Origin of the sequence: Neisseria sp. P0013.S005 (assembly GCF_051958425.1) — a bacterium.
GTDB lineage: Bacteria > Pseudomonadota > Gammaproteobacteria > Burkholderiales > Neisseriaceae > Neisseria > Neisseria subflava.
Genome location: NZ_JBQCVL010000002.1, coordinates 314387 through 340801, shown reverse-complemented (window position 1 = coordinate 340801; position 26415 = coordinate 314387). Strand labels below are relative to the sequence as shown.

The following is a 26415-nucleotide window of genomic DNA, read 5'->3' as shown; positions in this document are numbered from 1 at the left end:
CCTTGTTCGGCGCATTAGGGCGTATTTTACCTGAATTAGGAAGAAAACCATGAATCCGTTTTTAAATACCGCTTTCAAAGCCGCCCGTAAAGCAGGGCAAATGATGATTCGCGCCGCCGGCAATCTGGATGCCGTCAAAGTAGACAGCAAAGCATTCAACGACTTCGTTTCCGATGTTGACCGCAGCTCCGAAATGATTTTGGTGGAAGCGCTTAAAGAAGCCTATCCGCATCACAAAATCACTTGCGAAGAAGGCGGCTCCCACGGTAAAGTCACCGCCGAGTACGAATGGATTATCGACCCGCTCGACGGCACAACCAATTTCCTCCACGGCCATCCTCAATACGCCATCTCTATGGCACTCCTGCACAAAGGCGTGTTGCAAGAAGCTTTGGTATACGCACCTGAGCGCAACGACGTATACATGGCTTCCCGCGGCAAAGGCGCGTTGCTCAATGACCGCCGCATCCGCGTTTCCAACCGCATCGAATTGAACCGCTGCCTGATCGGTACCGGCTTCCCTGTTGTCGATCAAAGCATGATGGACAAGTATCTGGCGATTTTGAAAGATTTCTTGGCAAAAACCGCCGGCGGCCGTCGTGAAGGCGCGGCTTCTTTGGATTTGTGTGCCGTTGCGGCCGGCCGTTTGGACGGTTTCTTCGAGTTCAACCTCAAGCCTTGGGATATTGCCGCCGGTGCATTGATTGTCCAAGAAGCAGGCGGCATCGTTACCGATATGTCCGGTGATGAAGGCTGGCTGGAAAGCGGCGACATCGTTGCAGCCAATCCTAAAGTATTGGCGCAAATGCTGAAAATTATTTCTGAACACCAATAAACATTTATAGAGAACGGTCTGTATTTATCTTTGCAGGCCATGTTCTCAATAATCGGTAAAAGGCCGTCTGAAACCTGAAATTGGGCTTCAGACGGCCTTTTGTTTTGTTGTTAACGGATTCGGATAAAAGCTGAAAATATGGCTTTTAAAGGAAGCGTTTTTTAATTTTGTCTGTATTTTCTATTGCTTCGCAGTTATGATGTAGATACGTTTGGCTGAAATAATGCCTGATGCAATCATAAAAATAGAAAGCAGAGGAGAATAATGAAACGAGATTTTGAAGCAGTAAAACGCATTGTCATTAAGATTGGAACCAGTTCTTTGGTGTTGCCAAACGGCAAAATCAATTTGGCAAAAATCGACCAACTGGCCTTTGTCATTTCCAGCTTGGTCGGTAAGGGCAAAGAAATTGTGCTGGTGTCTTCCGGTGCAATGGGTTTTGGGCTGAATGTCCTCAACATGGAAAAACGTCCGGTGGAAATGGCGCAGCAGCAGGCTGTTTCAAGCGTCGGCCAAGTGGCCATGATGAGTCTTTATTCGCAGATTTTTTCCCATTATCGAATGACGGTATCGCAAATCCTGCTGACGCGCGATGTGGTCGAATATCCGGAAAGTTTGGCAAACGTTACCAATGCTTTTGAATCCCTGCTTTCTATCGGCGTTATCCCCATTGTCAATGAGAATGATGCGGTCAGCGTGGACGAGATGGACCATGCGACCAAATTTGGCGATAACGACCGTTTGTCGGCAGTTGTGGCGAAAATCGTTAAAGCCGATTTGCTGATTATGTTGTCCGATATCGACGGTTTGTTTGATAAAAATCCGGCGGTTCACGCCGATGCCAAGCTGCGCAGCCATGTGGCCGATATTACCGAAGAAATTATTGCTTCTGCCGGCGGCTCGGGCAGTAAGTTTGGTACGGGCGGTATGCTCAGTAAGATTAAGAGCGCGCAGATGATGTTTGAACATCATGGCCAGATGGTGTTGATGAATAGCGCCAATCCGCGCGATATCCTTCAGGTTTTAGATGGCGCGCCTATCGGAACGTGGTTTGCACAAGAGAAATAGGGAGGTTTTATGAGCTATATCGAACAGTTGGGCAAGAATGCTCAAAAAGCCAGTAAAACGTTAATCAGCCTGGGAAGCGTAGAAAAAAACAATCTGCTGCGTCAGGTTGCGGCGGCGTTGGTTGAACAGGCTGAGATGATTTTGGCGGAAAATGCCCGCGATTTGGCCGCTGCAAAAGAAAACGGCATTTCGGACATTATGCTCGACAGGCTGCGCTTGAATCACGAATGCATCAAAGGCATTGCGGAAGGCGTTGAGCAGGTTGCCGATTTGCAGGACCCGATTGGGCAGGTTGTTCGCGGCTATACCAATTTGGACGGTTTGAAGATTGTTCAAAAACGCGTGCCTTTGGGCGTGGTTGCTATGATTTTTGAAAGCCGCCCGAATGTTTCGGTCGATGCGTTTTCTCTGGCCTTTAAAACCGGCAATGCCATTATTTTGCGCGGCGGTCGCGATGCCATCCATTCCAACACCGCATTGATTGCCGTCATCAGGCAGACTTTGGTACAAGCGGGAATGGATGCTGATGTGGTGCAGCTGGTCGAAGATACCAGTCATGCCGCCGCCGAAGAATTGATGCAGGCAGTCGATTATATTGATGTACTGATTCCGCGCGGCGGCGCGCGCTTGATTCAGACGGTGAAAGAAAAATCGAAAGTTCCCGTCATTGAAACCGGAGTCGGTAATTGCCATATTTATGTGGATGACAGTGCCGACTTGGAGATGGCGGTCGATATTGTCGTGAACGCCAAAACGCAACGTCCGAGCGTATGCAATGCCGCGGAGTCTTTGGTTGTTCATGAAAAGATAGCAGAAGCGTTTTTGCCCAAACTGGAAGAAGCCGTTACCAAAGTGCATCCGGTAGAATTTAGAGCCGATCAGGAAGCATTGCGTATGTTTAAAAATGCTGTTTTGGCAACCGAGGAAGATTACAGCACCGAGTTTCTTGACTATATTATGTCGGTCAAAATAGTGAAAACAGTGGAAGAAGCCGTCGATTGGATTAACGGCCATACGACGCATCACTCGGAAGCGATTGTGACCCAAAGCATTGCCCATGCCGAGTATTTCCAAGAAAGCATTGATGCGGCGGCGGTTTATGTCAATGCGTCCACTCGGTTTACCGACGGCTTTGTTTTCGGATTGGGCGCGGAAATCGGTATTTCCACCCAGAAAATGCACGCCCGCGGTCCGATGGGTTTGGAAGCGCTGACTTCGACCAAGTTCTACATCAACGGCAACGGTCAGATCCGACGTTGAGAAACACCCCCTCAACTCCATCAATTTGCGTATAATGGCGGGAAATTTGATTTTCCCCGAACAACCGATTTAGTAAAAAGGAACACACCATGTCCTCTATCCACGATCAAATCAAAGAAGTCGTTACCACACACCGCGTCGTATTGTTCATGAAAGGCACGAAGCAATTCCCGCAATGTGGCTTCTCTTCCCGTGCCGTACAAATCCTGAATGCGGCAGGTTGCACTGACTATGTGACTGTCAACGTATTGGAAAACGATGCCGTACGCCAAGGCATTAAAGAATACAGCGATTGGCCGACCATTCCTCAACTGTACGTCAACGGCGAATTTGTCGGAGGTTCTGACATTTTGATGGAAATGTACGAAGCCGGCGAACTACAAGAATTGCTGAAAGCTTAATCATCTACAATATTCCGTAATGTAAAATTGTTGACAAAGGCCGTCTGAAACCCTGATTCAGACGGCCTTTCGCACGAAACATACCCTTTCCGCCATTCGTGAAAAAAAGTATAATTCACTCCGTCAACGAAACTCGGAAATACAGAAAATGAATGTTACCGTCATCAATCATCCCCTCGTCCGCCACAAACTGACTTTGATGCGCGAGGCAGAATGCAGCACCTACAAATTCCGCACGCTCACTACCGAGCTGGCACGCCTGATGGCATACGAAGCCAGCCGCGACTTTGAAACCGAAAAATACATCATCGACGGTTGGTGTGGCTCTATCGAAGGCGACCGTATCAAAGGCAAAACCTTGACCGTTGTCCCTATTTTGCGTGCAGGCTTGGGTATGCTCGACGGCGTACTCGACCTGATTCCTACCGCTAAAATCAGCGTTGTCGGCTTGCAGCGCGATGAAGAAACGCTGAAACCGGTTTCTTACTTTGAAAAATTCGTTGACAGCATGGCCGAGCGTCCCGCCCTGATTATCGACCCGATGTTGGCGACCGGCGGCTCTATGGTTGCGACCATCGACTTGCTGAAAGCCAAAGGTTGCAGCAATATCAAAGCATTGGTATTGGTTGCCGCTCCGGAAGGCGTGAAAGCCGTCAATGACGCGCATCCTGATGTAACCATCTACACTGCCGCGCTCGACAGCCACTTGAACGAATACGGCTACATCATCCCAGGCTTGGGCGATGCCGGTGATAAGATTTTCGGTACACGATAATTGAAATGTTTAAGGCCGTCTGAAAAGTGTCAAACATCAACTTTCAGACGGCCTTGTTATATGGTTTGCTTTAAAACCCACATCAGAAAGGACAATCATGAGCTTCCAAGACAATCTGGCCACCATGCCTGCCATCGACCATTTGAGCGGCTTGGATATTCTCGATAAAGAGGGCAAAGTGGTTCATCACATTCCCAATGCGCCCGGCAAACAAGGCTCGCTCAAGCTTTACCATGCTTTGGCGCAAGAGTTTGACGGCAAGCTGGACGCAGCGGCAGCAGAACGCGGCCTGGCATGGTTTGCCGAACATGTTGCCGATGCCGAAGCCAATCCGGGTAAGCATCCGAATATTGATTTGCTGTTTAAAGTGAAGACTGACAATACCAGCCTGACTTTGAAACCATTGGCTGCTTAATAAATACAAAAAAAGGCCGTCTGAAAATAATTTCAGACGGCCTTTTTATATGCTTAAAGCCTTAAGCGATAGAAGCTTCAACGAATGCAGTCAGTTGACCTTTAGCCAATGCGCCGACTTTAGTTGCAACGTTTTTGCCGTTTTTGAACACCATCAGGGTAGGGATGCCGCGAACGCCGAATTTGGCAGGAGTGACTTCATTTTCGTCGATGTTGATTTTAACGACTTTCAGACGGCCTTGGAATTCGGAGGCGATGTCGTCCAAGATTGGGGCAATCATTTTGCAAGGGCCGCACCATGGTGCCCAGAAGTCCAGCAATACAGGTACGTCGGATTTCAAAACGTCTTGTTCAAAGCTCGCATCGCTGGCGTGGATAATCAATTCGCTGCTCATGTTATTTCCTTTCAAATCGGGATTAATAAAGATGTTGTTCAGAATAGTGGCAGACAGGGAAAATTTCAAGTGCCGCCACCCGGCAATAGTTTTTTTGAAATGCGTCTATCGTAATCCTTAAAGATTCAGACGGCCTCTTGAACCATGTGGCCGGAGTGGGCAATCAAATGGCACGTATAGTCGCTGCTTGGATTGGCAAACACGTTTTCGCATTCGCCTTCTTCAACGACTTTGCCGTCTTTCAACACCATTACGCGGTGGGAGATAGCGCGGATTACGGCGAGGTCGTGGCTGATGATGATGAAGGCGAGGCCATATTCTTTTTGCAGGCTGCTGAGCAATTCAAGGATTTGTTGTTGCCATTGGACATCAAGCGCGCTGGTTGGTTCGTCCAATACGAGGATTTTTGGGCGGACAATGATGGCGCGGGCGATGGCGAGGCGTTGGCGCTGGCCACCGGAGAATGCGTGCGGATAGCGTTCGAGTGCATCTTCGGGCAGGCCGACTTGTTTAAGGACTTCTTCGACGCGGCGACGCATTTCTTCGCGCGGCATACTAGGCTCGTGAACGCGCAAGGCTTCGGAAACGGTATCAAAGACGTTCATGCGTGGATTGAATGCACCGAATGGGTCTTGGAACACCATTTGGATTTCGCGTCGTAATTCATGTCGCCATGGCTCGCCGTTGATGTTCAGGCTGCCTTCGGAATCGATAAGGTGCATAACGGCTTTCGCCAGCGTGGTTTTGCCGCAACCACTTTCGCCGATGATGCCTAAGGTTTCGCTGGATTTGAGATCGAAAGAAATGGGGTTGAGAATGGTTTTGTCGCGTTTCTTGAACCAGCCGTCTGATTCTTTGACGGAGAAGGCGATTTGTTCAGCCTTAAGTACGGTGGCAGGGTTTTCAGGCAAAGGAGCTACGCGTCGCGTTGTGCCGGCATTGAGCAGCATTTTGGTGTATTCGTGCTGCGGATTGGCGAAGACTTCGGCTGCTTTGCCGGTTTCGAGGATACGGCCGTTACGCATAACGGCGACATCGTCGGCAAAACGGCGCACAAGGTTCAAGTCGTGCGTAATGTAGAGCATGGTCATGCCGTGTTCTTCCTGCAGGCGTGAGAGCAGGTCGAGGATTTGGGCTTGGACGGCAACGTCCAAAGCGGTGGTTGGTTCGTCGGCAATCAGAAGCTTGGGCTGGGCTGATACGGCCATGGCAATCATGGCGCGTTGGCGTTGGCCGCCAGAAAGTTGGAAAGGGTAGGCTTGGGCTTTTTGCTCAGGCTGGTGGATGCCGGTTTCGTCTAGGAGTTCGATAGCGCGCGCCCATGCCTGTTTTTTATCCAAACCCAAATGCAGGGACAGGACTTCGGCGATTTGTTCGCCGACACGCATCACAGGGTTGAGGGCGGTCATGGGTTCTTGAAACACCATGCCGATTTCGCGGCCGCGTAATTTTTGCAGGGCGCGTTCGGGCTGGGTCAGCAGATCGGTTCCGCAATATTTCAGACTGCCTTCAAAGGTAACCATCGGATTCAGGCGCATAATGCCTTGCGACAATACGGTTTTGCCGCTGCCACTCTCGCCGACCAATGCCAGTTTGCGGCCGGGTTGCAAGGTCAGGTTGATATCGTACAGGACTTGCTTGCTCGGAAAGGAGCCGCTTAGGTTTTCGATTTCGAGTATAGGTGTCGTCATGGTCGTGGCCGTCTGAAAAGTTTGTTGATGACAGGTTTTCAGACGGCCTGCATGAATCAAGGGGCCGTCTGAAATAGCGGTTTAGTCTTGAAACTGTTCTTTGAGTTTGCGTTTTAACACTTTGCCGGTGGCATTGCGCGGCAGCTCGTCTTGGAAGATGACTTGTTTGGGGATTTTAAAGTTTGCCAACAGGCCGCGCAGGTGGCTGCGGACTTCGGCTTCTTCCAGCTTCATGCCTTCTTTTAGTTGGATAAAGGCAATGATTTCTTCATCGGCGTATTGGTCTTTCACGCCGATTACGGCGGCGGCTTCCACGGCATCGAGTTTGTAGATGGCTTCTTCGATTTCGCGCGGATAGACGTTTTGGCCTTTGGAGATAATTAGGTCTTTTTTACGGTCGACGATGAAGATAAAGCCGTCTTCGTCTATGGTGACGAAGTCGCCGGTTTTCAGCCAACCGTTGACAATGGTTTCATCTGTGGCGTCAGGCATATTGAGGTAGCCCTGCATCACCGAGCCGCCTTTGATGATGAGTTCGCCCACTTCGCCGCGCGGCACTTCGATTAATTCGTCATCGACGGCTTTCACGGTCAAGCCGGGCAGGGCGACGCCGACGCTGGCGGTTTTTTGGCGCTCAGGCGTATTGACGGCCACAACGGGCGAGCATTCGCTCAAGCCGTAGCCTTCCAGCAATTTGGCGCGCGGAAATTTGGCTTTAAAGTCGTCGATGGTTTGTCCGGCCAGAGGTGCGCCGCCGCTGATAAACAGACGGACGCGGTTAAACCATCTAAAATACCAAGGGATTTTGGCTTTGCTCATGGCAGTGTAAATAGCCGGTACGCCGAGGAAAATGGTAGCGCGTTTGAGCAAAACCTGTTTCAACACGTTGGAGAACGGGAAGACGGATTTGACCAAAATAATCGAGCAGGCTTGATATATCGGCAGTAAAACCATGGCAGTCAGCGTAAAGCTGTGGAACATGGGCAAGAAGACGACGAAGCGGTCTTTTTGCGAAATTTGGAAAATTTGTTCGATGCCCGAAAGGTTGGAAAATAGATTGCTATAACTGATTAATGCGCCTTTGGGATGGCCGGTTGTGCCGGAGGTGTAGATAATGTGCGCCAAATCGTTGGCTGACGGCTGACGGCTCAGATTCGGCTTGCCGGGGAATGTACGCGCGGCATCGAAATAGCTGTCATCGCCACTTGCGGCGTTGGTTTCGCCAATCCAGATGATTTTATTGACTTTGGTTTTGGCTTTGATGTTTTTGAGTTCTTTGGCCAACGGCGCGGAGGCGAACATAAAGCGTGCGCCGCAGTCATTAAGGATGTAGGAAAATTCTTCGCTTTTCAAAAAGACGTTGAGTGGGACGGCTACCGCGCCGATGGAAGTAATGGCGAAATAGGCGGCAATAAATTCGGGAGAGTTGGAAACGACAAGGGCGACCCTGTCGCCAAATTGTACGCCTTGGTGTTGCAGATAGGCGGCGACGGTTTCTACTTCGCGTTTGAGGGAGGAATAGCTGATTTTTTCTTTGTCGTTGAAAATGACTGTGCCTTTACCGTTTTTTTGGCAGGCTGCAGTCAGCATAGCGTAAAAATTAGGGTGGGTGTGCATTTCGGAGTTTGTGTCCATATTGTGTCGATTGATGTACGGTTTCGATGAACCGTTTATTTCGAAGGGTAGGTTTTACATCCTATCGGTAAAATAAGCAAGAGGCCGTCTGAAAATACTTTCAGACGGCCTTGCGCTTTACTGGGCTTAGGAAAGCAATATTTTGAATTTAAACTTACTTATTGTGTTGATGGGAAAATTCCCATTCTTCAAAAGTCTGGCCGTTCGGTAGATGGTACAAGCTGATTTCGTTTCTGTCTCAAGCCATTTCGAGTTTGCCGCTGAGTTTGACGTAGAGCCTGGATGCCGGGTAGGCAGAGCCGATGGTAGAAGCTCTAGGCTTCACCGTTGTTCAGACGGCCATCGGGTACTTTGTTAAACAGGCGATAGAAATTGTCGCTGGTGTTTTGTGCCAATGTTTCCAAGCTCTCGCCGCGCAGATTGGCTAAGAACTCGGCTGTATAGCGGACGTAGGAAGGCTCGTTTTGTTTGCCACGTTTGGGAACCGGCGCGAGGAAAGGCGCATCGGTTTCTACCAAGATTCTATCGGCTGGGACGTATTTGGCGGCTTCTTGTATCAGCGGCGCGTTTTTAAACGTCACAATGCCGGAGAAGGAGATATACATGCCTAAATCCAAAGCGGCTTTGGCAAAGGCGACGTCTTCAGAGAAGCAGTGAATCACGCCGGAGTTGGTGTGGCATTCTTTCAAAATCCGCAACGTGTCTTCGGCTGCATCGCGCGTGTGGACGATAACGGGCAGGCCGCTTTCGTTGGCGGCTTGGATATGATCGGCAAAGCGTTGATGTTGCCATGACAAATCGCCTTTGCACCAGTAATAGTCTAAGCCGGTTTCGCCGATACCGACGATTTTGGGATGTTTGGCCGCTTCTACCATTTCGGCAATGGTAAATTCTTCCGCTTCTTGGCTGTCGGGATGTATGCCAATGGTGCAGTAGATGTGGTCGTTTGCCTGAGCAATGTCGAAGACTTCGGCAAAACTTTGTTTACTGACGCTGATGGCAAGCGCCTGCTTGACGCTTTGCGCTTCCATATTGGCAAAGACTTCGGGCAGGCGGTCTTTTAAGCCGTCAAAATTGAGATGGCAATGTGAATCGATTAAATACATGGTATTACAGGGTAAAAGTAGTGCGGTCGCTGCGCAGGCGCGGGCCAAGCTCGGCTTCGATCAGGTTTTTGGCCTGCAGGCAGCTTTCGTGTTCGGAGAATGCAAGGCCTACGCCTTTGGGGCGGTGGGCTGAAGTGCGCGCCGGATTGATCCAAACGACTTTGGTTGGCAGGAAGCGTTTGGGATAGTCGGCGATTTCTACGGCCAAGAGGATGTCTTCGCCTAGGGAGAATACGTCATCGGTCGGTACGAACAGTCCGCCGTGTTCTAAAAACGGCATATAGCAGTTGTACAACAGATTGGGGTCTTTGAGTTGCAAGGCCAACATCTTCGCCGGAATGTCTTTTTTATTCATCATTTATTACCTGTTAGGGTTTGTTTTGCCAAAAATCTAAATATTCGATAAGCAGATACTCAAGCTGCATTTTAACACTCAAGGTATGGTATCCGTAAGGGTTGAGCGCGTTCAGACGGCCCAATAGGGCAAACAGCTTGCGTGAATCGGTTTTAGAGGCCGTCTGAAGCAGGGCTTGGGCATGGTGCGGATAATAAAGCGGCGCCATGTTTTGTTGTGCCAAGCCGACATCCATCAGCCACTTTTGCAGCCAGTCGATGAAAACGGCCAGCGGTTGCTTTTGTTTGTCGAACGCGGCGGCGTAGTCGAGTATGGCCAACAGGCGCGGGGCAGTCAGCAGTGTCAGCAACTCTTCGCGTAATGCGTCCAATTCGGGAGTCGGCGTGAATAAAGGCGCGCCGCTGTGAAATGCCAACAAGGCTTCTGCATTTTCCACGCCCTGTTGGCGCAGATATGTCGCAGCCTGCTCATGGGTAGGCGAGGGCAGCACCATCTGGCGGCAACGGCTTTTGATGGTGGGCAGGAGTTTGTCGCGCGCATGGGTAACGAGCAGGAAAACGACGTGTTGCGGCGGCTCTTCCAGAGCTTTCAACAAACCGTTTGCCGCCTGTGTATTCATGCTTTCAGCCGGATGCACCAATACTACGCGCAGGCCGCCGCGGACAGCGGTCAGGTAAATGTTTTCAACAATATCGCGCACGGCATCGATTTTGATTTGCAGAAGTTTGCGTCCTGTTGCCTCGCCTTCGGGAATTTCCGGCGTGAGTTCGTAAAAGTCGGGATGGGTGTTTTGGCTGAACAAATGGCACGAAGCACACTCGCCGCAGGGTTCATGACCGGACTTGGGCGATTCGCACAGCAATGCCTGCGCGACAAAGCGGGCAAACTCGGTTTTGCCGGTGTTTTCTTTGCCGGTAAACAGCCAGGCGTTAGGACGGTTTTGCCAATGGGCGGCGAGCTGTTGCCATTGGGTTTCATGCCATGGATAAATCATATCGTTTGGGAACTATAAGGTAGGTGGTTATTATACTCTCAGGCCGTCTGAAAAAGGTTTCAGACGGCCTTTAATAAACTGCCTAAAAATTAATTAAATATATTTTTACTTTGAAATATCAACTATTAAGCTGACTTATTCACAGCCTTTGCACACGCTTGTTTGGGGAAAATGTGCATTTTGTTTTGAGGTGAAATTGTGCTTAAAATTTAGGCAGATGTGTTTTTTAATTTTAAATCAGACAGTAATCTGATTTATGCACAAGCTGTCCACGCGATTGAACAGTGAAAATGTGCATGGTGGGGATACATTTCAGACGGCCTTATTTGCTGATTTTCAACAAAGCGGTCAAATCCCCGATAAATTTTGGTTCCCGTTTGATGAGGTAAACAATCAACGGAAGATTACCCACGGCAACAATCAAATACAGCAGCGTAATACTGTCGAACAACATCAGCAAAACCGCGCTCAAAATAGCGGCCGATACCATAAACACGCCGTTGATGATGTTGTTGGCGGCGACGGCGTGGGCTCGGAAGGTTTCGCTGCTGGCGGTTTGCAGCCAAGTGTAGAGCGGTACGGAGAAGAAGCCGCCGAAAAAGCCGATGGCCGACATCACCAGCATAATCGGATACGCTTGGGCTTGCGATAAAAACCAAATAATGCCGTTTAATTCGGTAAAGCGTTGGCCGTGGGTCAGCCACACCAGCAATAATCCACAGACGGTCAGACCCAGAGTGCCGATGGTAACCAAGCCCAAAATCAGGCGCTCATGGCTGAGTTTGGCGCATAACACCGAGCCGATGGCAATGCCGATGGAGAACAGCGCCAACATCAGGTTGAACACATTATCGTTGCCGCCCAAATGGATTTGCGTGAACGTCGGCAGTTGGGTGGTATAAACCGAGCCGATAAACCAAAACCATGAAATACCGATGATGGACGTGAATACGGGACGATCGGCCGCCGCTTCACGAATCAGTGAATTCGTACCTTTGATGATGTTCCATTCGATTTTTGTATCCGGCATTTTAGCGGGTACAGACGGCATAAACAGACTGGTTATTGTACCGCCGACGGCTACCAATAACACCAAACCGCCAACAATATACGGCGGAACGCCTGCGACTGCCGTGCCCAAAAGTTGGCCAAGCAAAATGGCGATAAACGTACCCGATTCAATCAGGCTGTTGCCCATAATCAGCTCTTTGTCGTTGAGGTAATCGGGCAAAATCGCGTATTTCAGCGGGCCGAACAAGGTCGATTGTGTGCCCATGCAAAACAGGCAGATTAAAAGCAAAGGTGCGGATTGGATATAGAAGCCATACGCCGCCACTGCCATGATGATGATTTCCAACAGCTTGATCCAACGCGCCAAAACAGCTTTATCGAATTTGTTGCTCAGCTGCCCAGAGAGCGCGGAAAACAGGAAGTAGGGCAGGATAAACAGCATTGCGCCCAAGTTCAGCATTTGGCTGGGTGGCAGCAAGTCGTTTTTGCCCAAACCGTAAAAACTGATCATCACGAATAATGCGGTTTTGAACATATTATCGTTAAACGCACCTAAAAACTGCGTCCCAAAGAGCGGCGCAAAACGGCGGGTCGTGTGGAAACTCAGATTATCTTTTTTAAGGCTCATTGTTTGGATTCTTTATCTTCGTCTTTTTCGATCAGTTTTTCAGTGGAGTCGTCGTCCATCAAAATGCGGTGCGCAGGGCCTTCAAGGTCGTCAAACTGTCCGTTTTTACCCGACCACCAGAAAAACCAGCCGATGATAAAGGCCAAAATAATGCTGATGGGGACAAGGATAAACATACTTTCCATTACATCGCTCCGGTCAAATCGGTCAGGATAAAGGTTTTACCGCTGATGGTCAGGTATTCGTTGCGCAACGTACCGATATTTTTATCGTCAAAAAACAATTCGATATGGTCTTTAACCACGCGCCAGTATTGTGGGATATCGGTTTGCTCAAAAGGATACAATACCGCCGCTGCGGCTGCATCTTCGCTTTGCAACTTGATTGCGAAGCGTCCGCTTTGCGGCGGATTTTGTGATTCATCGTCTGCCAACATAATAAAAAATCCGGCGTGTTCGCCGTCTTGAGTGTGGATACTGAAATAATGCATATCGGGAAATCTTCAAAACCGCCGTCATTTTTTCAGACGGCCTAAAATAAAATTCCGTCCATTTTACATCAAATATTAAGTCAAGCAGCCGATTACATTTTTTGTTAGAATACGGCGTTTACTTTGTTAATCTGTTCAGACCGCTACCCACTACGTCCCACAAGGGGTGCAACATAGCCGGAGCAGTAGTAAGGTCCCGACAAAAATGCCGTCTGAAGCCTCAAGGAGCATAAAATGACACAAAAATTAATCTTGGTTTTGAACTGCGGTAGCTCTTCTCTCAAAGGTGCCGTATTGGATAACGACAGCGGCGAAGTATTGCTGAGCTGCCTGGCAGAAAAACTCAATCTGCCCGATGCCTACATCACCTTCAAATTCAACGGCGAAAAACACAAAGTCGACCTGTCTGCCAAGCCCGACCACACCGGTGCAGTTGAAGCCCTGATGGAAGAACTCAAAGCCCACGGCCTCGACAGCCGCATCGGCGCGATCGGCCACCGCGTGGTAAGCGGCGGCGAATTGTACAGCGAATCCATTTTGGTTACCGACGATGTTATCGCTGGTATCGAAAAATGTATTCCACTTGCTCCTTTACACAACCCGGCCCACCTTTTGGGCCTGCGCGCTGCACAAAGCATCTTCAAAGGCCTGCCGAACGTTGTCGTATTCGACACTGCATTCCATCAAACCATGCCTGAACACGCTTACAAATATGCTGTTCCACATGAATTGTATGAAAAATACGGCTTGCGCCGCTACGGTGCGCACGGTACCAGCTACCGCTTCGTTTCTGACGAAACTGCACGCTTCCTCGGCAAAGACAAAAAAGACCTGCGCATGGTGATTGCCCACTTGGGTAACGGCGCATCTATTACTGCCGTCGCCAACGGCGAATGTAAAGATACCAGCATGGGCCTGACTCCGCTGGAAGGCTTGGTAATGGGTACCCGCAGCGGCGATATCGACCCTTCAGTTTTCAGTTTCTTGGCCGAAAACGCAAACATGACCATTTCCCAAATTACCGAAATGCTGAACAAAAAATCAGGCCTGCTCGGTATCTCCGGTTTGTCTAACGACTGCCGTACCATCGAAGAAGAAGCTGCCAACGGCCACGCAGGTGCCAAACTGGCTCTAGAAATCTTCATCTACCGCTTGGCTAAATACATCGGCAGCATGGCAGTAGCAGCCGGCGGTTTGGACGCCTTGGTATTTACCGGCGGCATCGGCGAAAACTCCGACATCATCCGCGAACGCGTATTGGGCTACTTGGGCTTCCTCGGTCTGCACATCGACCAAGAAGCCAACCTGAAAGCCCGCTTTGGTAACGCCGGTGTAATTACCACTGCCGACAGCAAAGCTGTTGCCGTTGTGATTCCTACCAACGAAGAATTGATGATTGCACACGATACTGCCCGTCTGAGCGGCCTGTAATCCGTCATTATTAAAAACCTGTCCGCAAGGGCAGGTTTTTTGTTGTGTATAGATGAAGAAAATTTTGAGAATATATTGAAAAAAGCCGGCAAACATTGTGTTTACCGGCTTTTTAATCAGTGCAATATTAAGAATGCTGATGGATAGGTTTAGAACTTATAACTGATGGTAAACAGCAAAGTCCTGCCTCGTGCGTAGTTGTTCAAGACGGAGCGTGTCGTACCGCCATATTTGCCATTGCATAAACCGTTGGCATCGCATTCGACTTCCTCATCATCTAAACCGCCTTTTCTTTCAAATACGCTGAAATAGCGCTGGGTTGCTGCATCGTTTGCGGCATCCAAAGGATCGACATAGCGTTTATTGAACGCATTTTGAATGTCAAAACGAAGGATAAGGTTTTTCTTCGGTTCATAATTGGCATAGAAATCAAAAATCAGCGGCTGTCTGTTGATGCTTTCTGTTTTTTTGATTATCCTTCCGCCCGTTTTCCATGAAGAGTAGGTATTATCACCGGTTGTACCGTCAACAAATTCCTCCTCAGTCGTTGCCCGTGTGCTTTTGCCGTAATAGCGCATAATGCCGCCGATGGTCAATTTATTGCCTAACCATCGGGACCCTAATTCAAACCGGCCATAATCTCGGGGCAGGCGGGAAATTTTGCTTAAGCCGTAGCCTTGTTTGATTTGGTCTTCTTTAGAAGAATTACGGGGCGATTCGCTGGCATCGCTATAATTGGTCGGCTGGTTGGTTTTTTGATATGCGTAAGACAGGGTTGTAAAAAAGCGGCCGAAATCATAGTTCATTTCCACTTCCAAACCATTTTTATGGACAGGTTTGGCATAGTTTCGATGCTGGATGGAGTATTTCAGGCCGGTACTGGTTACCCAGCTGGGTGCTTTATCCAAATCCCACCATTTGCCATAAACATTGTGGATATAGTTGTTTATCCTGCTGCGATAGGCGACCAGTTTGAAACCCAATACATCGTCCGGCTTGAAAATCCCTTTTTTGAAGGTATTGAAGCCTATTTGGTAAGTATTGGCCTGTTCCGGCTTAAGGGCGGTATTGACGCCTGAGTCGCCGATTTGTGAAAAATACATTTCTTGAATATTCGGCATTCTATGCGTACGCGAATAGCTGATAAACGGCATAAAGTAATCGTTGACATTGATGTTTAATGCCACCGAATGGTTTACCGCATGCTTTTTACCGGATTTGGTATAAACCGGTTCGTAAAGGTCGCAGCTTGGCGTGCAATGCTGTTTATAAATTTCAGAATCTTCTCCAAATGCTTTTTTAAAGTCTTCTTGGGTATTGAAGTAGTCGGTATATTCGCCCTTGTAGCGGTAGTTGACCATATTGGCGCTGTAATTCAATTGATAAATGCCTTTTTTCAAGGAAGTATCAAAATAGAACGTATTGAATTTTTGCTGGCCTGAAGGTTGCAATATGGTTGATTTCTGAGGAAATATTCCTTTGTCGCCTTTGAAGCGGCCTAAAAAGCTATACAAGCCGGCATCTTGATCCGGGCCGTTGTAAAACAGGCTCAGCTCTTCCGGAAAGCGGTTTTTACTGTATTGGTTTTTAAAGAAATTGAAACCGACAGTAGCTTTTAAATCTGTTTTTTGGGGAAGTTTGAAAGAAAAGCTATTGTTGACATCCAAAAGATTGGCTGTGTTTTTGGTTTCCAAATAATCAAGCAGTCCCCATCCTGAAAAACGTGAGTTTTTCGGATATTTTTGTTTTCCCAAATTATGGGCAGCCAATACGTTTAAATCGACATAATCGCCAATGTTTAATTTGTAATTGGCTTGGTAGTTGCGGTTTTCTACTTTGCGGCTGCCGATACGGTTGTTCATGGTACGAAGCTGAAGGTCCAGCTTGTTGTTGTCGTTTTCGTATTCCACTTTGACCAAATGGCTGTTTGAGCGTTGTTGCAGGCTGGTCGGGTCGATTGGAGTCAGATCCCATTGCGGTGCCAAATTTTCTTTCCAGCCTTTTTCCAAGTCATCGACATAATCTCTTTGTAAAACCTCAGGATCGTTATATTTTTTGGAGAAAGGGTAGTCCCAATAGCTTTTACCAACCGCATTGCGCTTAGAAAAGTCGCGAACCCAACGATTTTGCCCTTGGTCGAATTTTAATAAGTTGCTCTCAAAATATTCTTGTTTTTTACGGTCCAAATATTCTTCGCCAAAATTGCCGATACGCTGACCGCCGCCGCCTACTTTATAGTTTTGCTCGACATTGCGGTGGCTATAACCATATAAGGCACCAAGGCGCGCGCCACTGTCAAACCATTTTTGTGCTGCTCCGGTTGCCATAAAGTTGCTTTTGGTGCTGTTTGTGCCGGTCAATCCTTTGGTCAAGAGGCCGAAGGTATTATTTCCGTGTACCACATCGTCTACCCGTAAAGTACGGAAATTGGCTGTACCGGATAAGGTATTGATGCCGTTGGCACCTGTGAAACTGCCTTTGGTTACATCCACGCCGGCAATAAAATTGGGATCCAGTGCCGTACCGAATTGCGAGGAGCTGCCGCTGCGTCCGGCATCGGCAGAAGTGGAATAGAAGGTTTGGGTGACGCCGTCAACCATCGTATTGACGCGTCCCAAACCGCTATCACCACGGATATTGACCGCCAATACCCCCGATCCCTTGTCTTGTTGGGTAAAAACGCCGGGCATGCTCCGAACGATGGTATCGATGTTTTCGCTGGATTGATAAATGCGTTCACGCGAACTTTTGGCTTGGCCTTCGGTAAAAACTTTTTTTTCTTTGGCAATGTGTTTGCCTTTGACTTGAATTTCATCAAGCTCTTGAGTTGAAACCTCGTCTTCTGCGTGTGCGATACTTGTTATAGCCAGTAAAGATAATGTCAGTAGGTTTAATTTGAAATTCGGATTCATGATAGTTACCTCAGAAACGAAGTTCATTACTTTATAACATATTATTAAACTTTACAAATATTTTAATAATGAATTTTATTTATTAAAAAATAAAACAGATTCTTGTTTTAGGGGATAACTCAAACGCATATAATGAATATGGCTGAAAAGATAAAGCGGGTCTGAATTTGAATTTTATTAGCAGGGAAGAGGAAAGATTTAATTGGATTTAAACAGACGAAAGAAGAAAATTTGATTGCGATATGTGAATTGAGCCGTCGGTTTCAAATGAAACCGGTAAAAAAACATGAAATGCAAAATATAAAGTCAATATAGAAAGATTTGAAGTCAGTTGAAGAAAAGGCCGTCTGAAATATCATTTTCAGACGGCCTTTATTGCTTTAAGCCTTATTCCGGACCGCGGAATGTGTCGTGGCAGGATTTACAGGTTGCACCGGTTTCGCCGTAAGCGGCTTTGATTTCTTCAAGCTTGCCGGTTTGGGCGGCGGCATTGAGTTTCTCAACTGCGGCGGCAAATTTTTCTTCTTCGGCTTTGAAGGTTGCCTTGTCTGTCCAGATGGCAGGCAGGGCGCGGCCGTTGCCTTGAGGGTCGGATTCAAATAGGGTGAACGGTTTTTTGCTGTTTTCGGCGAAGGTTGCGGCGGCTTGTTTGAATTTTTCTACGTCGTAAGGCTCTTCGTCTTTGACCATTTTGCCCATGCGGGTAAACTCGGGCATCATGGATTTGAACGCGGCCGTACGGTCTTCGGAAATCGGGCCTTTAGGCTGGGAAGGCGCGCCGCTGCCGCCGCAGGCGGTCAGGGTAAGCGCTACTGCTGCCAAAGCGACAGGGAGAAAACGGGTTTTCATATGGAGTGTGTCCTATTGTGATGATATGATTATCGTTAAATTTAGAATCGGCCGGCCAAACACTCAGGCCGTCTGATAAGGCGTTATCATACCTTAAACCCAAGTCTGAAACGAGTATAGAAAGGAAACGATATGGCAATTTTGATTACCGGGGCATCGGCAGGATTCGGCGCGGCCATGTGCCGCACCTTTGTTGCGGCAGGCTATCATGTCATCGGTGCGGCAAGGCGTGAAGACAAATTGCAGCAGTTGGCAGAGGAATTGGGCGAGCAGTTTTACCCGTTGGAAATGGATGTTTCGCGTACGGAGTCGATTCAAAACGCTTTAAACAGCCTGCCCGAGCATTTATCTGAAATCGATTGCCTGATCAACAACGCCGGTTTGGCTTTAGGTTTGGATTCTGCCGATAAAGCCGATTTTGGCGATTGGGAAACCATGATTCAAACCAATATCATCGGCCTGACTTTTCTGACCCGCCAGATTTTGCCGCAAATGGTAGCGCGCAAACAAGGCTACATCATCAATTTGGGTTCGATTGCCGGCAGTTATGCTTATTCCGGCAGTAATGTTTATGGCGCGACCAAGGCTTTTGTGCGCCAATTCAGTATGAACCTGCGCGCTGAATTGGCAGATAAAAATATCCGCATTACCAATATCGAACCGGGCTTATGTGGCGACACCGAGTTTTCCAACGTCCGTTTCAAAGGCGACGACCAGCGTGCGGCCGAGGTTTATGAGAATGTCGAGTTTATCCAGCCGCAAGATATTGCCGATACCGCTTTATGGCTCTATCAGCGTCCGGCGCGGATGAACGTCAATTCCATCGAAATCATGCCGGTTGCCCAGACCTTTGCAGGCATGAAAGTTTACCGCGATGAGCCTGCTCTGGTGAAGGAAGAAACGTTTGAAAAACAAAGCATGTCTTTGTTTGGAAAAATAAAATCTTGGTTTAAGTAATCGGCATCAGGCCGTCTGAAGGTTTCAGACGGCCTCTTTGTTATCTGAAATTGAACAAACACGTTATAATGTAATTTTTTATTAACAAGGCCGTCTGAAAGGCTGTTTCAGTTATGAACGCAATCAAACAAAAAATCTTAGAACAAGCGCAGCGCGATGGCGTGCAGGTAACCGCATTGCGTGAGCAAGTGCTTGATATTGTTTTGAAACAAAGCGGCGTGATTAAAGCCTACAACGTTCTGTCGCAGATGCAGCAGCAAAGCGAGGGCGTGGTTGCGCCGCCGACGGCCTACCGCGCCCTTGATTTTTGGGCCGAGCAGGGCGTTTTGCACAAAGTGGCTGCGGTCAACGGCTATATTTTGTGCAGCCACGCGCAGCACGAGTGCGACGACCATTGCCACGACCACGAAGAAGCCGAAGCGCACCATAGCGCGTTTATTTTGGTTTGTACCGAATGCGGTACGGCAGATGAGCAGACCTTGAGCCAAGAATGGGCGGCGTTGCGTGCAGGCGTGGCCGAAACCGGTTTCTCATTAAAAGAAGAACATGTTGTTTTAACAGGAATTTGTAAAAAATGTCAGAAGTAAAAAAGACCAAAGTCCACCTGATTTCAGGCTTCCTCGGAACAGGCAAAACCACTGCCCTCAAAAGTCTGATGGCGCAAAAAGACCCGAATGAAAAATGGGTCATCATCGTCAACGAATTTGGCGAAATCGGCATTGACGGCGCCGTCTTGAGCGACAACGGTATTCCCGTGGCAGAAATCGCCGGCGGCTGTTTGTGTTGTACTACAGGCGCGCAAATGGGTACGACCGTACAAAAAATGCTGCGCGATGCCCAACCCGACCGCTTGATGATTGAGGCAAGCGGACTGGCGCACGCCGCCAGCGTCATCGACGAATTGAAAGCCAAACCGCTGGACAGCCTTTTGGAAATCGGAGCTGTCTTTACCGTCGTCGATCCGCGCCAGTTCATCAACCCCGATTACGCGCAGCAGGCATTGTATAAAGACCAAATCGGCATCTGCGACGTATTGGTCGCCAGTAAAACCGACTTGTGCACGCCCGAGCAGCTTGCCGAATTTCACGACAAAGCGGCAAAACTGTTCCCGCCCAAAGCCAAAGTGGTCGAAGTCCAAAACGCACAACTCGACATCCAATGGCTTGATATTCCCGTTATCGAAAAATCACGCTACCGCCTCAAAGCCCTGCCGGACAACACCATGGGCTTCCAGTCTCAAGGCTTCACTTTCCCTGCCGGACGTGATTTCGACGGCGAAAAGCTGACCAACTTCTTCAATGACCTGCCCAAATTCACAGACGGTCTTGTTCGCGCCAAAGGCGTGTTCCAAGTGCTCGGTACATGGGTGTGGCTCAACTGGGTGGACGGGCAATGGGGTGCCAATCAAGTCTCATGGCGGCGCGACTCACGCTTCGAGCTGATTGCCAAATCGTTTGACGTGGATTTGATTGAGAAGAAACTGCAAGAGGCTTTGGAGAAATAAGGAAGGTCGTCTGAAAGTTTGCCGCAGCAATTTTCAGACGACCTAAGCGATAGTGAAGTCTATTGTTTCAATTGTCAGAAGAATATAAAGCAACTGTGTAGCGTGGGCTTTGCCCGCGAATAAATTAAATAAACATTGCAGGAAAGAAGAAAATGGCAAAATTTTTAAATACCAGCGGTACAACGTATTACTTGGAAGAATTAATAAAAAATGCACAGGAACGGCTTTATTTGATTAGCCCTTATCTAAAATTAAACGATAGGGTAAAAGAGCTTTTAGAAGACAAAGACCGCATGAAAATCGATGTGCGGATTGTATATGGTAAAAGTGAATTGCAGCCTTCAGAGGCAGCTTGGTTGAAAAATTTAAATTATGTTCGTACGAGTTATTGTCCGAATCTTCATGCAAAATGTTACGTCAGCGAAGATGCTTGCATTATTACAAGCCTGAATTTATATGAATTCAGCCAAGTAAATAATAATGAAATGGGTATCTTGCTGAAGCGTAGTGAAGATGGAGAAGTCTATCAAGATGCTTATAGCGAAGCGCAGCGTATTATCCGTATTAGCGATGAAGTTAAAATTTCAGTTGACGTAGTAGAAAAAGAGCAAGTTTCGCAGAAAAATCAGAATATAGAAATTGCTAAAAAATACGATACATTGACTGTCGCTAAGCTGGCAGAAAAATGGGGCGTAACAACGGAAGAATGCAATGCGAAACTGTGTCATGCAGGCTTGCAGGAAATAGACGGTAAGTTCTACCGTTTGACAGATACAGGTAAGAAAGCTGGTGGGCTTATCAAAAAAGGACGTTACGGATATTTTATTGTGTGGCCGGATAGTTTGACATTGGAAATGGTTGAAGCGGCTGGCAATAATCAGAAAGATTTGCTGGATAGGTTTATTAGTTGGCTTATCAGTTAATTTTTTATAAGTATTAAAAGTATAGGTCGTCTGAAAGCAATCCGTACTTTTCAGACGACCTTAAAACCCAAATAGAGGAACACTTAACCATGTGGCGTTATATTTTTCATCGTATGCTCCTTTTGATTCCCACGTTATTGGGGATTTTGGCGATTACTTTCGCCGTGATTCAGTTTGTTCCCGGCGGTCCGGTGGAACAGATGGTTCAGCAGCTGACGCAGGGTGCGGTTGGCGGTGAGACGGCAGGGCGCAGTATGCCTGGAACTTTGGCTAAAAACGGCAACCGCATCAGTGCGGAAGATTTGGCCGCGCTGAATGCTTTGTACGGATTCGACAAGCCGCCTGTGACGCGTTTTGTCGATATGGTATGGAAATTCGCCCGTTTCGATTTGGGCGAAAGCTTTTTCCACCACCAAACCGTATTTGAGCTGGTGAAAGAGAAAATGCCGGTATCGATGAGTTTGGGTTTGTGGACATTCTTCTTAACTTATTTGATATGTATTCCGTTGGGTATTGCCAAGGCAGTCAGGGATGGCAGCCGATTCGATACGATTACGGGCATGGTGATTTTGGTCGGCTATACCGTACCGCCGTTTGTATTGGGTTTGGTGTTGCTGGTGTTGTTTGGCGGTGGCAGCTTTTTTGCCTGGTTCCCTCAGGGCGGCTTGGTCGGCGATGATTTCGATACGCTTTCTTGGGCAGGTAAAGTCAAAGATTATTTATGGCATATGGCCTTGCCGATTACCGCTTCGGTAGCAGGCAACTTGGCGGTGATGACCGTATTGACGAAAAACGTGTTCCTTGAGGAAATCCGCCGTCAATATGTTTATACCGCGCGAGCCAAGGGCTTGCCTGAGAAGCAGATTTTGTGGAAGCATATTTTCCGCAATGCCATGATTCCTCTGATTACCGGTTTCCCGGCCGCATTTATCGGCGCATTCTTTACCGGAAGCCTGTTGATTGAAACGCTGTTCTCGCTGGACGGGTTGGGTTTGCTGTCTTACGAGGCGGTGATGAAACGCGATTATCCTGTTGTAATGGGTACGCTGTATGTGTTCACGCTGATGGGGTTGTTGGCTAAATTGGTGTCGGATATTTCTTATTCATGGGTCGATCCGCGTATTCACTTTGGCGGACAGAAATAAGGCTGTCTGAAAATATCTTCAATCCATTATTAAAGAATGTTTCGAACCATGAAAAAGAAAAAATCTACTTCAAACCCTACTTGGCAAGCATTTAAGCAGCATAAGCGCGGTTGGTTGGCTTTACGGATTTTGGCCGTTTTATTTGTCGTCACTTTGCTTGCACCTTTGTGGAGCAACGACAAACCTTTGTGGATACGCTATCAGGGAGAGTATTTCTTCCCCTTGGTAAACGAATATAACGAAACCACATTTGGCGGCGATTTCGATACGCCTGCGGATTATCTGGATCCGCTTATCCGCCACAACATTACTTCAGACGGCAATTTTGCCCTTTACCTGCCCAATCCTTACGATGCCGATACCTTGAACGATTTTGATACGGCACCCGATCCGGCCAAACCGTCCGAACGTCATATCTTAGGAACGGACGACCGCGGCCGCGACCTGTTAGCGCGCTTGGTTTATGGTTTCCGTGATTCGCTGCTGTTTGCCTTGGTGTTGACCGTGGTGACTACCGTAATCGGCGTGGTTGCAGGCGCGGTGCAGGGTTATTTCGGCGGCAAAACCGACCTTCTGATGCAGCGTTTTATCGAGGTTTGGGGCGGTATGCCGGAGCTGTACCTCCTGATTATCCTATCTTCGTTCTTTAATCCAGGGCTGTTGATTTTGCTGGTGTTGCTGTCGCTTTTCGGCTGGATGGGCTTGTCCGACTATGTCCGCGCCGAGTTTTTGAAAAACCGCCAGACCGATTACGTTTTAGCAGCGCGCGCGATGGGCGTGGGCAACCGTGAAATCATGTGGCGCCATATCCTGCCCAACAGCTTGACGCCGGTATTGGCCTTCCTGCCTTTCCGTATTTCAGGTGCAGTACTCGCTCTGACCAGTTTGGACTTCTTGGGCTTGGGCGTACCTGCCTCACAGGCAAGTTTGGGTGAGTTGCTGGCGCAAGGCAAAGACAACTTGGATGCGTGGTGGATCGGCCTGTCTGCCGTTGCTACGTTGACGGTGATGCTGCTTTTGCTGGTCATGATCGGCGAAGGTTTGCGTCAGGCATTTGACGTACGCGCACGCAGTTAATTGCTTTTCTAAAGCGTGAAGAGGATGGGCGGAAAAGCTTATCCTGCATTCTCAGGGCCGTCTGAAAAGTTTCAGACGGTCTCATCCATTCGTTTGAATCATTAAAAACCATGAATCAAGAAATCACATTTCTTACTCTTTTTCTGCTCGGCTTTTTTGGCGGAACGCATTGCGTCGGCATGTGCGGTGGCTTGAGCAGCGCATTCGCTTTGCAACTGCCGCCCCATTTAAACCGAATCGGGCTGATTGTATTGTTGAACTTGGGGCGTATCAGCAGCTATGTCGTCATCGGTCTGTTGGTCGGCTTGGTTGGGCAGGTCGGCATTTCCTTAGACGATACGCGCGCGGTTCAAAACGGTTTGTATATTGCCGCCAATATCTTGCTGCTTTTGCTCGGTCTCTATCTTGCCGGTATTTCGACTGCCGCAACCAAAATCGAACGCATCGGCAAACCGATATGGAAACGCCTGAATCCTTTACTGAACAAATTGCTGCCGATTAAATCGGTGCCTGCCTGTTTCGGCGTGGGCGTGCTTTGGGGCTGGCTGCCTTGCGGTTTGGTGTACAGCGCGTCTTTGTATGCCTTGGGCAGCGGCAATGCCTTGCACGGCGGGCTGTATATGCTGGCGTTTGCATTGGGGACCTTGCCGAACTTGCTTGCGATGGGCATATTTGCCGCGCAGTTGAAAACCTTTCTGCAAAAACGCATGGTTCGTTTGTGTGCCGGATTGTTGGTGGCAGGATGGGCGATATGGCGCTTGGCCGTATTTGCAATGGGGCAAATCGGGTAAGGTAAAGGGGATTTATTTAGTTTGTTGTTTTGCAATTTAAAAGGCCGTCTGAAAGATTTTCAGACGGCCTTTTTCACAAGAAAGATTTAATGTATCAAATTCCAAGCCATCTTGGCGGCAATCAGCAGCAACATGATGCCGAAGGCGATTTTGAGTTTTCGGGCGGGCAGCTTGTGTGCCGTTTTAACGCCGAGCGGAGCAAAGAGGATGGTGGCAACGCTCAATATGGCCACAGCCGGAAGATAGATAAAGCCTGCCGCGCCTTCAGGCAGGTTGGCAATATGCAAACCGTTGGCAAAATAGCCGATGGTGCCGGCAATCGCAATCGGCCATGCCAGGCCTGAAGATGTGCCGATGGCACGGTGTGCCGGAAAGTTGCAATACAGTAGAAATGGAACGGATAGTGAACCGCCGCCGATACCGACCCAGCTTGAAGCAGCCCCAAAAAGCGTGCCGACGGCTGTCAGGCCGGGGAGTTCAGGCAGGGTGCGCGAAGGTTTAGGTTTGGAATCGCGTAGGGTTTTGAGTGCGATAAAGGCAAGAAATGCAATAAAGAAAACCTGCAAAGCCAGCGTCGGCATATATTTTGCCGACACCGCGCCGAGGAGTACGCCGAGTATCATGCCCGGCGTCATCCGGCGGACGCTCGCCCAATCGATGGCGTGCTTTTTATGTTGGGCGTACATGCTGGAGAAGGTGGTAAATACCATGACGGCAAAGGAAGTGCCGATGGCGAGATGCTGGGCATAGGGGTGGCCGCCTATGCCTTGCAGCTGTAACGCCCATAAGACAACGGGAACAATTAACGTGCCGCCGCCTACGCCGAATAATCCGGCAATAAAGCCCGCCGCGCTGCCGACGGCGAGCAGGGAAAGGATGATGTCCCAAGACCACATTTCAGACGGCCTTATCGTGTTTGTGAGTTTTGTGGCGTTTTTTAAACCAGCGGATGACTGCCATCACATAACCGGACAGGCTGTAACCGAGGAAAAACAGGAAGAGGACGAGCGAAGGCTCCCAATTGATGAGCAGCAATACCAACACGGCCAATACCATGCCCATAAACGGCACTTGGCGGCGGATGTTGATTTCTTTGAAGCTCCAAAACGGAATCTGCACAATCATGGAAATACCGGCAAACAGGGTAATGCCCAATGCCCACCAATGCACGCCGGGGAAGCGTTCGATGCTGTGGTTGACCCAAATCAGGCCGACAATCAACGCAGCAGCGGTCGGGCTTGGAACACCAATAAACCAACGTTTATCGACTTTGCCAATAAGTGTGTTGAACAGCGCCAAACGCAGGGCGGCGCAGGCGCAGTAGATAAAGGCGACGGAATAACCGATTTTGCCAAACTGCCAAAGTTGCCATTTGTAGGCAATCAGGGCAGGCGCCACGCCGAAGCTGACCATATCTGCAAGGCTGTCGAGCTGTTCGCCGAATGCGCTCTGGCTGTTGGTCAAACGGGCAACGCGTCCGTCCATGCCGTCGAGCAGCATGGAAAGGAAAACTGCAATCGCCGCCGTTTCATAACGTCCGTGCATGGACTGGGTAATGGCGAAGAACGCGCAAAACAGTGCGGCGATGGTAAAGGAATTGGGCAGCAGGTAAATGCTGTTTTTGCGGATGGAGTTGCGTGGAGGAATCGGATTTTCTGTATTTTGTGCGTTGTCCATAATGTTTCCGTATATGCTGCGTGTGCAGATGAGGCATTATACCGCATTGGTTGGTTAAGGATTTTTAAAAGGCAGACATAGTTTCACTTCA

The 26415-nt window shown here is 48.7% G+C and carries 27 protein-coding genes; 14 read left to right on the top strand and 13 right to left on the bottom strand.

The features are described from left to right. Positions 1-49 precede the first annotated feature (49 nt). The 6 genes from ACTHTA_RS03825 to ACTHTA_RS03800 all read left to right on the top strand — a co-directional run bounded on the left by ACTHTA_RS03825 (position 50) and on the right by ACTHTA_RS03800 (position 4754). A complete protein-coding gene (locus ACTHTA_RS03825; protein ID WP_308887349.1) occupies positions 50-835 on the top strand; it encodes an inositol monophosphatase family protein in 786 nt (261 codons plus the stop codon). A gap of 264 nt (positions 836-1099) precedes the next feature. Next, the gene (proB, locus tag ACTHTA_RS03820; RefSeq protein ID WP_049323529.1) at positions 1100-1903 is read left to right on the top strand and encodes a glutamate 5-kinase; all 804 of its coding nucleotides are present in this window, start codon (positions 1100-1102) and stop codon (positions 1901-1903) included. Between the two features lie 9 nt (positions 1904-1912). Then, complete coding sequence (locus ACTHTA_RS03815; protein WP_440364454.1) at positions 1913-3163, top strand: glutamate-5-semialdehyde dehydrogenase; 1251 nt, start codon at positions 1913-1915, stop codon at positions 3161-3163. 89 nt (positions 3164-3252) lie between these two features. Then, complete coding sequence (gene grxD, locus ACTHTA_RS03810; protein WP_003681608.1) at positions 3253-3564, top strand: Grx4 family monothiol glutaredoxin; 312 nt, start codon at positions 3253-3255, stop codon at positions 3562-3564. A 148-nt stretch (positions 3565-3712) separates the two neighbouring features. Beyond that, positions 3713-4339, top strand: a complete 627-nt coding sequence (upp, locus tag ACTHTA_RS03805) for a uracil phosphoribosyltransferase (RefSeq protein WP_308887346.1) — start codon at positions 3713-3715, stop codon at positions 4337-4339. Positions 4340-4436: 97 nt separating this feature from the next. Next, complete coding sequence (locus tag ACTHTA_RS03800) at positions 4437-4754, top strand: DUF2322 family protein (RefSeq protein WP_308887345.1); 318 nt, start codon at positions 4437-4439, stop codon at positions 4752-4754. Between the two features lie 61 nt (positions 4755-4815). On the opposite strand, the gene trxA is transcribed toward ACTHTA_RS03800, so the two are convergent. From trxA to ACTHTA_RS03755, 9 genes are all read right to left on the bottom strand, one after another. Beyond that, the gene (gene trxA, locus ACTHTA_RS03795) at positions 4816-5148 is read right to left on the bottom strand and encodes a thioredoxin TrxA (RefSeq protein WP_003682963.1); all 333 of its coding nucleotides are present in this window, start codon (positions 5146-5148) and stop codon (positions 4816-4818) included. A 125-nt stretch (positions 5149-5273) separates the two neighbouring features. Beyond that, positions 5274-6839: an ABC transporter ATP-binding protein gene (locus tag ACTHTA_RS03790; protein ID WP_440364455.1), complete on the bottom strand. Its 1566-nt coding sequence runs from the start codon at positions 6837-6839 to the stop codon at positions 5274-5276. A gap of 81 nt (positions 6840-6920) precedes the next feature. Then, positions 6921-8474, bottom strand: coding sequence for a fatty acid--CoA ligase (locus ACTHTA_RS03785; RefSeq protein WP_308887342.1), 1554 nt, complete (start codon positions 8472-8474; stop codon positions 6921-6923). A gap of 314 nt (positions 8475-8788) precedes the next feature. After that, positions 8789-9580 carry a TatD family hydrolase gene (locus ACTHTA_RS03780; protein WP_070633445.1) on the bottom strand — a complete coding sequence of 264 codons (792 nt, stop codon included), beginning with the start codon at positions 9578-9580 and terminating at the stop codon, positions 8789-8791. Positions 9581-9584: 4 nt separating this feature from the next. After that, complete coding sequence (locus tag ACTHTA_RS03775) at positions 9585-9938, bottom strand: PilZ domain-containing protein (RefSeq protein ID WP_003682949.1); 354 nt, start codon at positions 9936-9938, stop codon at positions 9585-9587. Positions 9939-9948: 10 nt separating this feature from the next. Continuing rightward, the gene (locus tag ACTHTA_RS03770) at positions 9949-10929 is read right to left on the bottom strand and encodes a DNA polymerase III subunit delta' (RefSeq protein WP_308887340.1); all 981 of its coding nucleotides are present in this window, start codon (positions 10927-10929) and stop codon (positions 9949-9951) included. A 322-nt stretch (positions 10930-11251) separates the two neighbouring features. Next, positions 11252-12568: an MFS transporter gene (locus ACTHTA_RS03765; protein ID WP_308887339.1), complete on the bottom strand. Its 1317-nt coding sequence runs from the start codon at positions 12566-12568 to the stop codon at positions 11252-11254. Further along, positions 12565-12753 (bottom strand): cbb3-type cytochrome oxidase assembly protein CcoS, encoded by a 189-nt coding sequence (gene ccoS, locus ACTHTA_RS03760; protein ID WP_003681462.1) that lies wholly within the window; start codon positions 12751-12753, stop codon positions 12565-12567. Before ccoS ends, ACTHTA_RS03765 begins: the two co-directional genes overlap by 4 nt. Then, positions 12753-13058: an HLGFF motif protein gene (locus tag ACTHTA_RS03755; protein WP_308887338.1), complete on the bottom strand. Its 306-nt coding sequence runs from the start codon at positions 13056-13058 to the stop codon at positions 12753-12755. Before ACTHTA_RS03755 ends, ccoS begins: the two co-directional genes overlap by 1 nt. Before the next feature lie 234 nt (positions 13059-13292). Between ACTHTA_RS03755 and ACTHTA_RS03750 the strand changes: the two genes are divergently transcribed. Beyond that, entirely contained in the window at positions 13293-14489 is a 1197-nt protein-coding gene (locus ACTHTA_RS03750) for an acetate kinase (RefSeq protein WP_308887337.1), read from the top strand. 149 nt (positions 14490-14638) lie between these two features. Here the strand turns inward: ACTHTA_RS03750 and ACTHTA_RS03745 are convergent, their stop codons facing one another. Together ACTHTA_RS03745 and ACTHTA_RS03740 are read right to left on the bottom strand one after the other, a co-directional pair. Next, positions 14639-17401, bottom strand: coding sequence for a TonB-dependent receptor domain-containing protein (locus ACTHTA_RS03745; protein ID WP_308887335.1), 2763 nt, complete (start codon positions 17399-17401; stop codon positions 14639-14641). Positions 17402-17788: 387 nt separating this feature from the next. Further along, entirely contained in the window at positions 17789-18250 is a 462-nt protein-coding gene (locus ACTHTA_RS03740; protein WP_308887333.1) for a c-type cytochrome, read from the bottom strand. Positions 18251-18382: 132 nt separating this feature from the next. Here ACTHTA_RS03740 and ACTHTA_RS03735 point away from each other — a divergent pair, with 132 nt between their 5' ends. The 7 genes from ACTHTA_RS03735 (at position 18383) to ACTHTA_RS03705 (ending at position 24647) form a co-directional block, all read left to right on the top strand. Next, positions 18383-19207 carry an SDR family oxidoreductase gene (locus ACTHTA_RS03735; protein WP_137040576.1) on the top strand — a complete coding sequence of 275 codons (825 nt, stop codon included), beginning with the start codon at positions 18383-18385 and terminating at the stop codon, positions 19205-19207. 113 nt (positions 19208-19320) lie between these two features. Further along, positions 19321-19794 (top strand): Fur family transcriptional regulator, encoded by a 474-nt coding sequence (locus ACTHTA_RS03730; RefSeq protein WP_049351198.1) that lies wholly within the window; start codon positions 19321-19323, stop codon positions 19792-19794. Further along, positions 19782-20711, top strand: a complete 930-nt coding sequence (locus ACTHTA_RS03725; RefSeq protein ID WP_308887330.1) for a CobW family GTP-binding protein — start codon at positions 19782-19784, stop codon at positions 20709-20711. The genes ACTHTA_RS03730 and ACTHTA_RS03725 overlap by 13 nt, the downstream gene beginning before the upstream one ends. A 152-nt stretch (positions 20712-20863) precedes the next feature. Further along, positions 20864-21634, top strand: a complete 771-nt coding sequence (locus ACTHTA_RS03720; RefSeq protein ID WP_308111405.1) for a phospholipase D family protein — start codon at positions 20864-20866, stop codon at positions 21632-21634. 89 nt (positions 21635-21723) lie between these two features. Then, positions 21724-22779: an ABC transporter permease subunit gene (locus tag ACTHTA_RS03715; protein WP_308887329.1), complete on the top strand. Its 1056-nt coding sequence runs from the start codon at positions 21724-21726 to the stop codon at positions 22777-22779. Between the two features lie 36 nt (positions 22780-22815). After that, positions 22816-23856 carry an ABC transporter permease gene (locus tag ACTHTA_RS03710; protein WP_004520828.1) on the top strand — a complete coding sequence of 347 codons (1041 nt, stop codon included), beginning with the start codon at positions 22816-22818 and terminating at the stop codon, positions 23854-23856. A 110-nt stretch (positions 23857-23966) separates the two neighbouring features. Then, positions 23967-24647, top strand: coding sequence for a sulfite exporter TauE/SafE family protein (locus ACTHTA_RS03705; RefSeq protein ID WP_070749838.1), 681 nt, complete (start codon positions 23967-23969; stop codon positions 24645-24647). Between the two features lie 86 nt (positions 24648-24733). Here the strand turns inward: ACTHTA_RS03705 and ACTHTA_RS03700 are convergent, their stop codons facing one another. Continuing rightward, positions 24734-25543 carry a sulfite exporter TauE/SafE family protein gene (locus ACTHTA_RS03700; RefSeq protein ID WP_154953538.1) on the bottom strand — a complete coding sequence of 270 codons (810 nt, stop codon included), beginning with the start codon at positions 25541-25543 and terminating at the stop codon, positions 24734-24736. A 1-nt stretch (position 25544) separates the two neighbouring features. Next, complete coding sequence (gene pssA, locus ACTHTA_RS03695) at positions 25545-26324, bottom strand: CDP-diacylglycerol--serine O-phosphatidyltransferase (protein ID WP_101755407.1); 780 nt, start codon at positions 26322-26324, stop codon at positions 25545-25547. Positions 26325-26415 lie beyond the last annotated feature (91 nt).

Bases quoted from the DNA above. Each gene is read 5' to 3' on its own strand.
- ACTHTA_RS03825 (WP_308887349.1), top strand. From the start codon at position 50: ATGAATCCGTTTTTAAATACCGCTTTCAAAGCCGCCCGTAAAGCAGGG.
- proB (WP_049323529.1), top strand. From the start codon at position 1,100: ATGAAACGAGATTTTGAAGCAGTAAAACGCATTGTCATTAAGATTGGA.
- ACTHTA_RS03815 (WP_440364454.1), top strand. From the start codon at position 1,913: ATGAGCTATATCGAACAGTTGGGCAAGAATGCTCAAAAAGCCAGTAAA.
- grxD (WP_003681608.1), top strand. From the start codon at position 3,253: ATGTCCTCTATCCACGATCAAATCAAAGAAGTCGTTACCACACACCGC.
- upp (WP_308887346.1), top strand. From the start codon at position 3,713: ATGAATGTTACCGTCATCAATCATCCCCTCGTCCGCCACAAACTGACT.
- ACTHTA_RS03800 (WP_308887345.1), top strand. From the start codon at position 4,437: ATGAGCTTCCAAGACAATCTGGCCACCATGCCTGCCATCGACCATTTG.
- trxA (WP_003682963.1), bottom strand. From the start codon at position 5,148: ATGAGCAGCGAATTGATTATCCACGCCAGCGATGCGAGCTTTGAACAA.
- ACTHTA_RS03790 (WP_440364455.1), bottom strand. From the start codon at position 6,839: ATGACGACACCTATACTCGAAATCGAAAACCTAAGCGGCTCCTTTCCG.
- ACTHTA_RS03785 (WP_308887342.1), bottom strand. From the start codon at position 8,474: ATGGACACAAACTCCGAAATGCACACCCACCCTAATTTTTACGCTATG.
- ACTHTA_RS03780 (WP_070633445.1), bottom strand. From the start codon at position 9,580: ATGTATTTAATCGATTCACATTGCCATCTCAATTTTGACGGCTTAAAA.
- ACTHTA_RS03775 (WP_003682949.1), bottom strand. From the start codon at position 9,938: ATGATGAATAAAAAAGACATTCCGGCGAAGATGTTGGCCTTGCAACTC.
- ACTHTA_RS03770 (WP_308887340.1), bottom strand. From the start codon at position 10,929: ATGATTTATCCATGGCATGAAACCCAATGGCAACAGCTCGCCGCCCAT.
- ACTHTA_RS03765 (WP_308887339.1), bottom strand. From the start codon at position 12,568: ATGAGCCTTAAAAAAGATAATCTGAGTTTCCACACGACCCGCCGTTTT.
- ccoS (WP_003681462.1), bottom strand. From the start codon at position 12,753: ATGGAAAGTATGTTTATCCTTGTCCCCATCAGCATTATTTTGGCCTTT.
- ACTHTA_RS03755 (WP_308887338.1), bottom strand. From the start codon at position 13,058: ATGCATTATTTCAGTATCCACACTCAAGACGGCGAACACGCCGGATTT.
- ACTHTA_RS03750 (WP_308887337.1), top strand. From the start codon at position 13,293: ATGACACAAAAATTAATCTTGGTTTTGAACTGCGGTAGCTCTTCTCTC.
- ACTHTA_RS03745 (WP_308887335.1), bottom strand. From the start codon at position 17,401: ATGAATCCGAATTTCAAATTAAACCTACTGACATTATCTTTACTGGCT.
- ACTHTA_RS03740 (WP_308887333.1), bottom strand. From the start codon at position 18,250: ATGAAAACCCGTTTTCTCCCTGTCGCTTTGGCAGCAGTAGCGCTTACC.
- ACTHTA_RS03735 (WP_137040576.1), top strand. From the start codon at position 18,383: ATGGCAATTTTGATTACCGGGGCATCGGCAGGATTCGGCGCGGCCATG.
- ACTHTA_RS03730 (WP_049351198.1), top strand. From the start codon at position 19,321: ATGAACGCAATCAAACAAAAAATCTTAGAACAAGCGCAGCGCGATGGC.
- ACTHTA_RS03725 (WP_308887330.1), top strand. From the start codon at position 19,782: ATGTCAGAAGTAAAAAAGACCAAAGTCCACCTGATTTCAGGCTTCCTC.
- ACTHTA_RS03720 (WP_308111405.1), top strand. From the start codon at position 20,864: ATGGCAAAATTTTTAAATACCAGCGGTACAACGTATTACTTGGAAGAA.
- ACTHTA_RS03715 (WP_308887329.1), top strand. From the start codon at position 21,724: ATGTGGCGTTATATTTTTCATCGTATGCTCCTTTTGATTCCCACGTTA.
- ACTHTA_RS03710 (WP_004520828.1), top strand. From the start codon at position 22,816: ATGTTTCGAACCATGAAAAAGAAAAAATCTACTTCAAACCCTACTTGG.
- ACTHTA_RS03705 (WP_070749838.1), top strand. From the start codon at position 23,967: ATGAATCAAGAAATCACATTTCTTACTCTTTTTCTGCTCGGCTTTTTT.
- ACTHTA_RS03700 (WP_154953538.1), bottom strand. From the start codon at position 25,543: ATGTGGTCTTGGGACATCATCCTTTCCCTGCTCGCCGTCGGCAGCGCG.
- pssA (WP_101755407.1), bottom strand. From the start codon at position 26,324: ATGGACAACGCACAAAATACAGAAAATCCGATTCCTCCACGCAACTCC.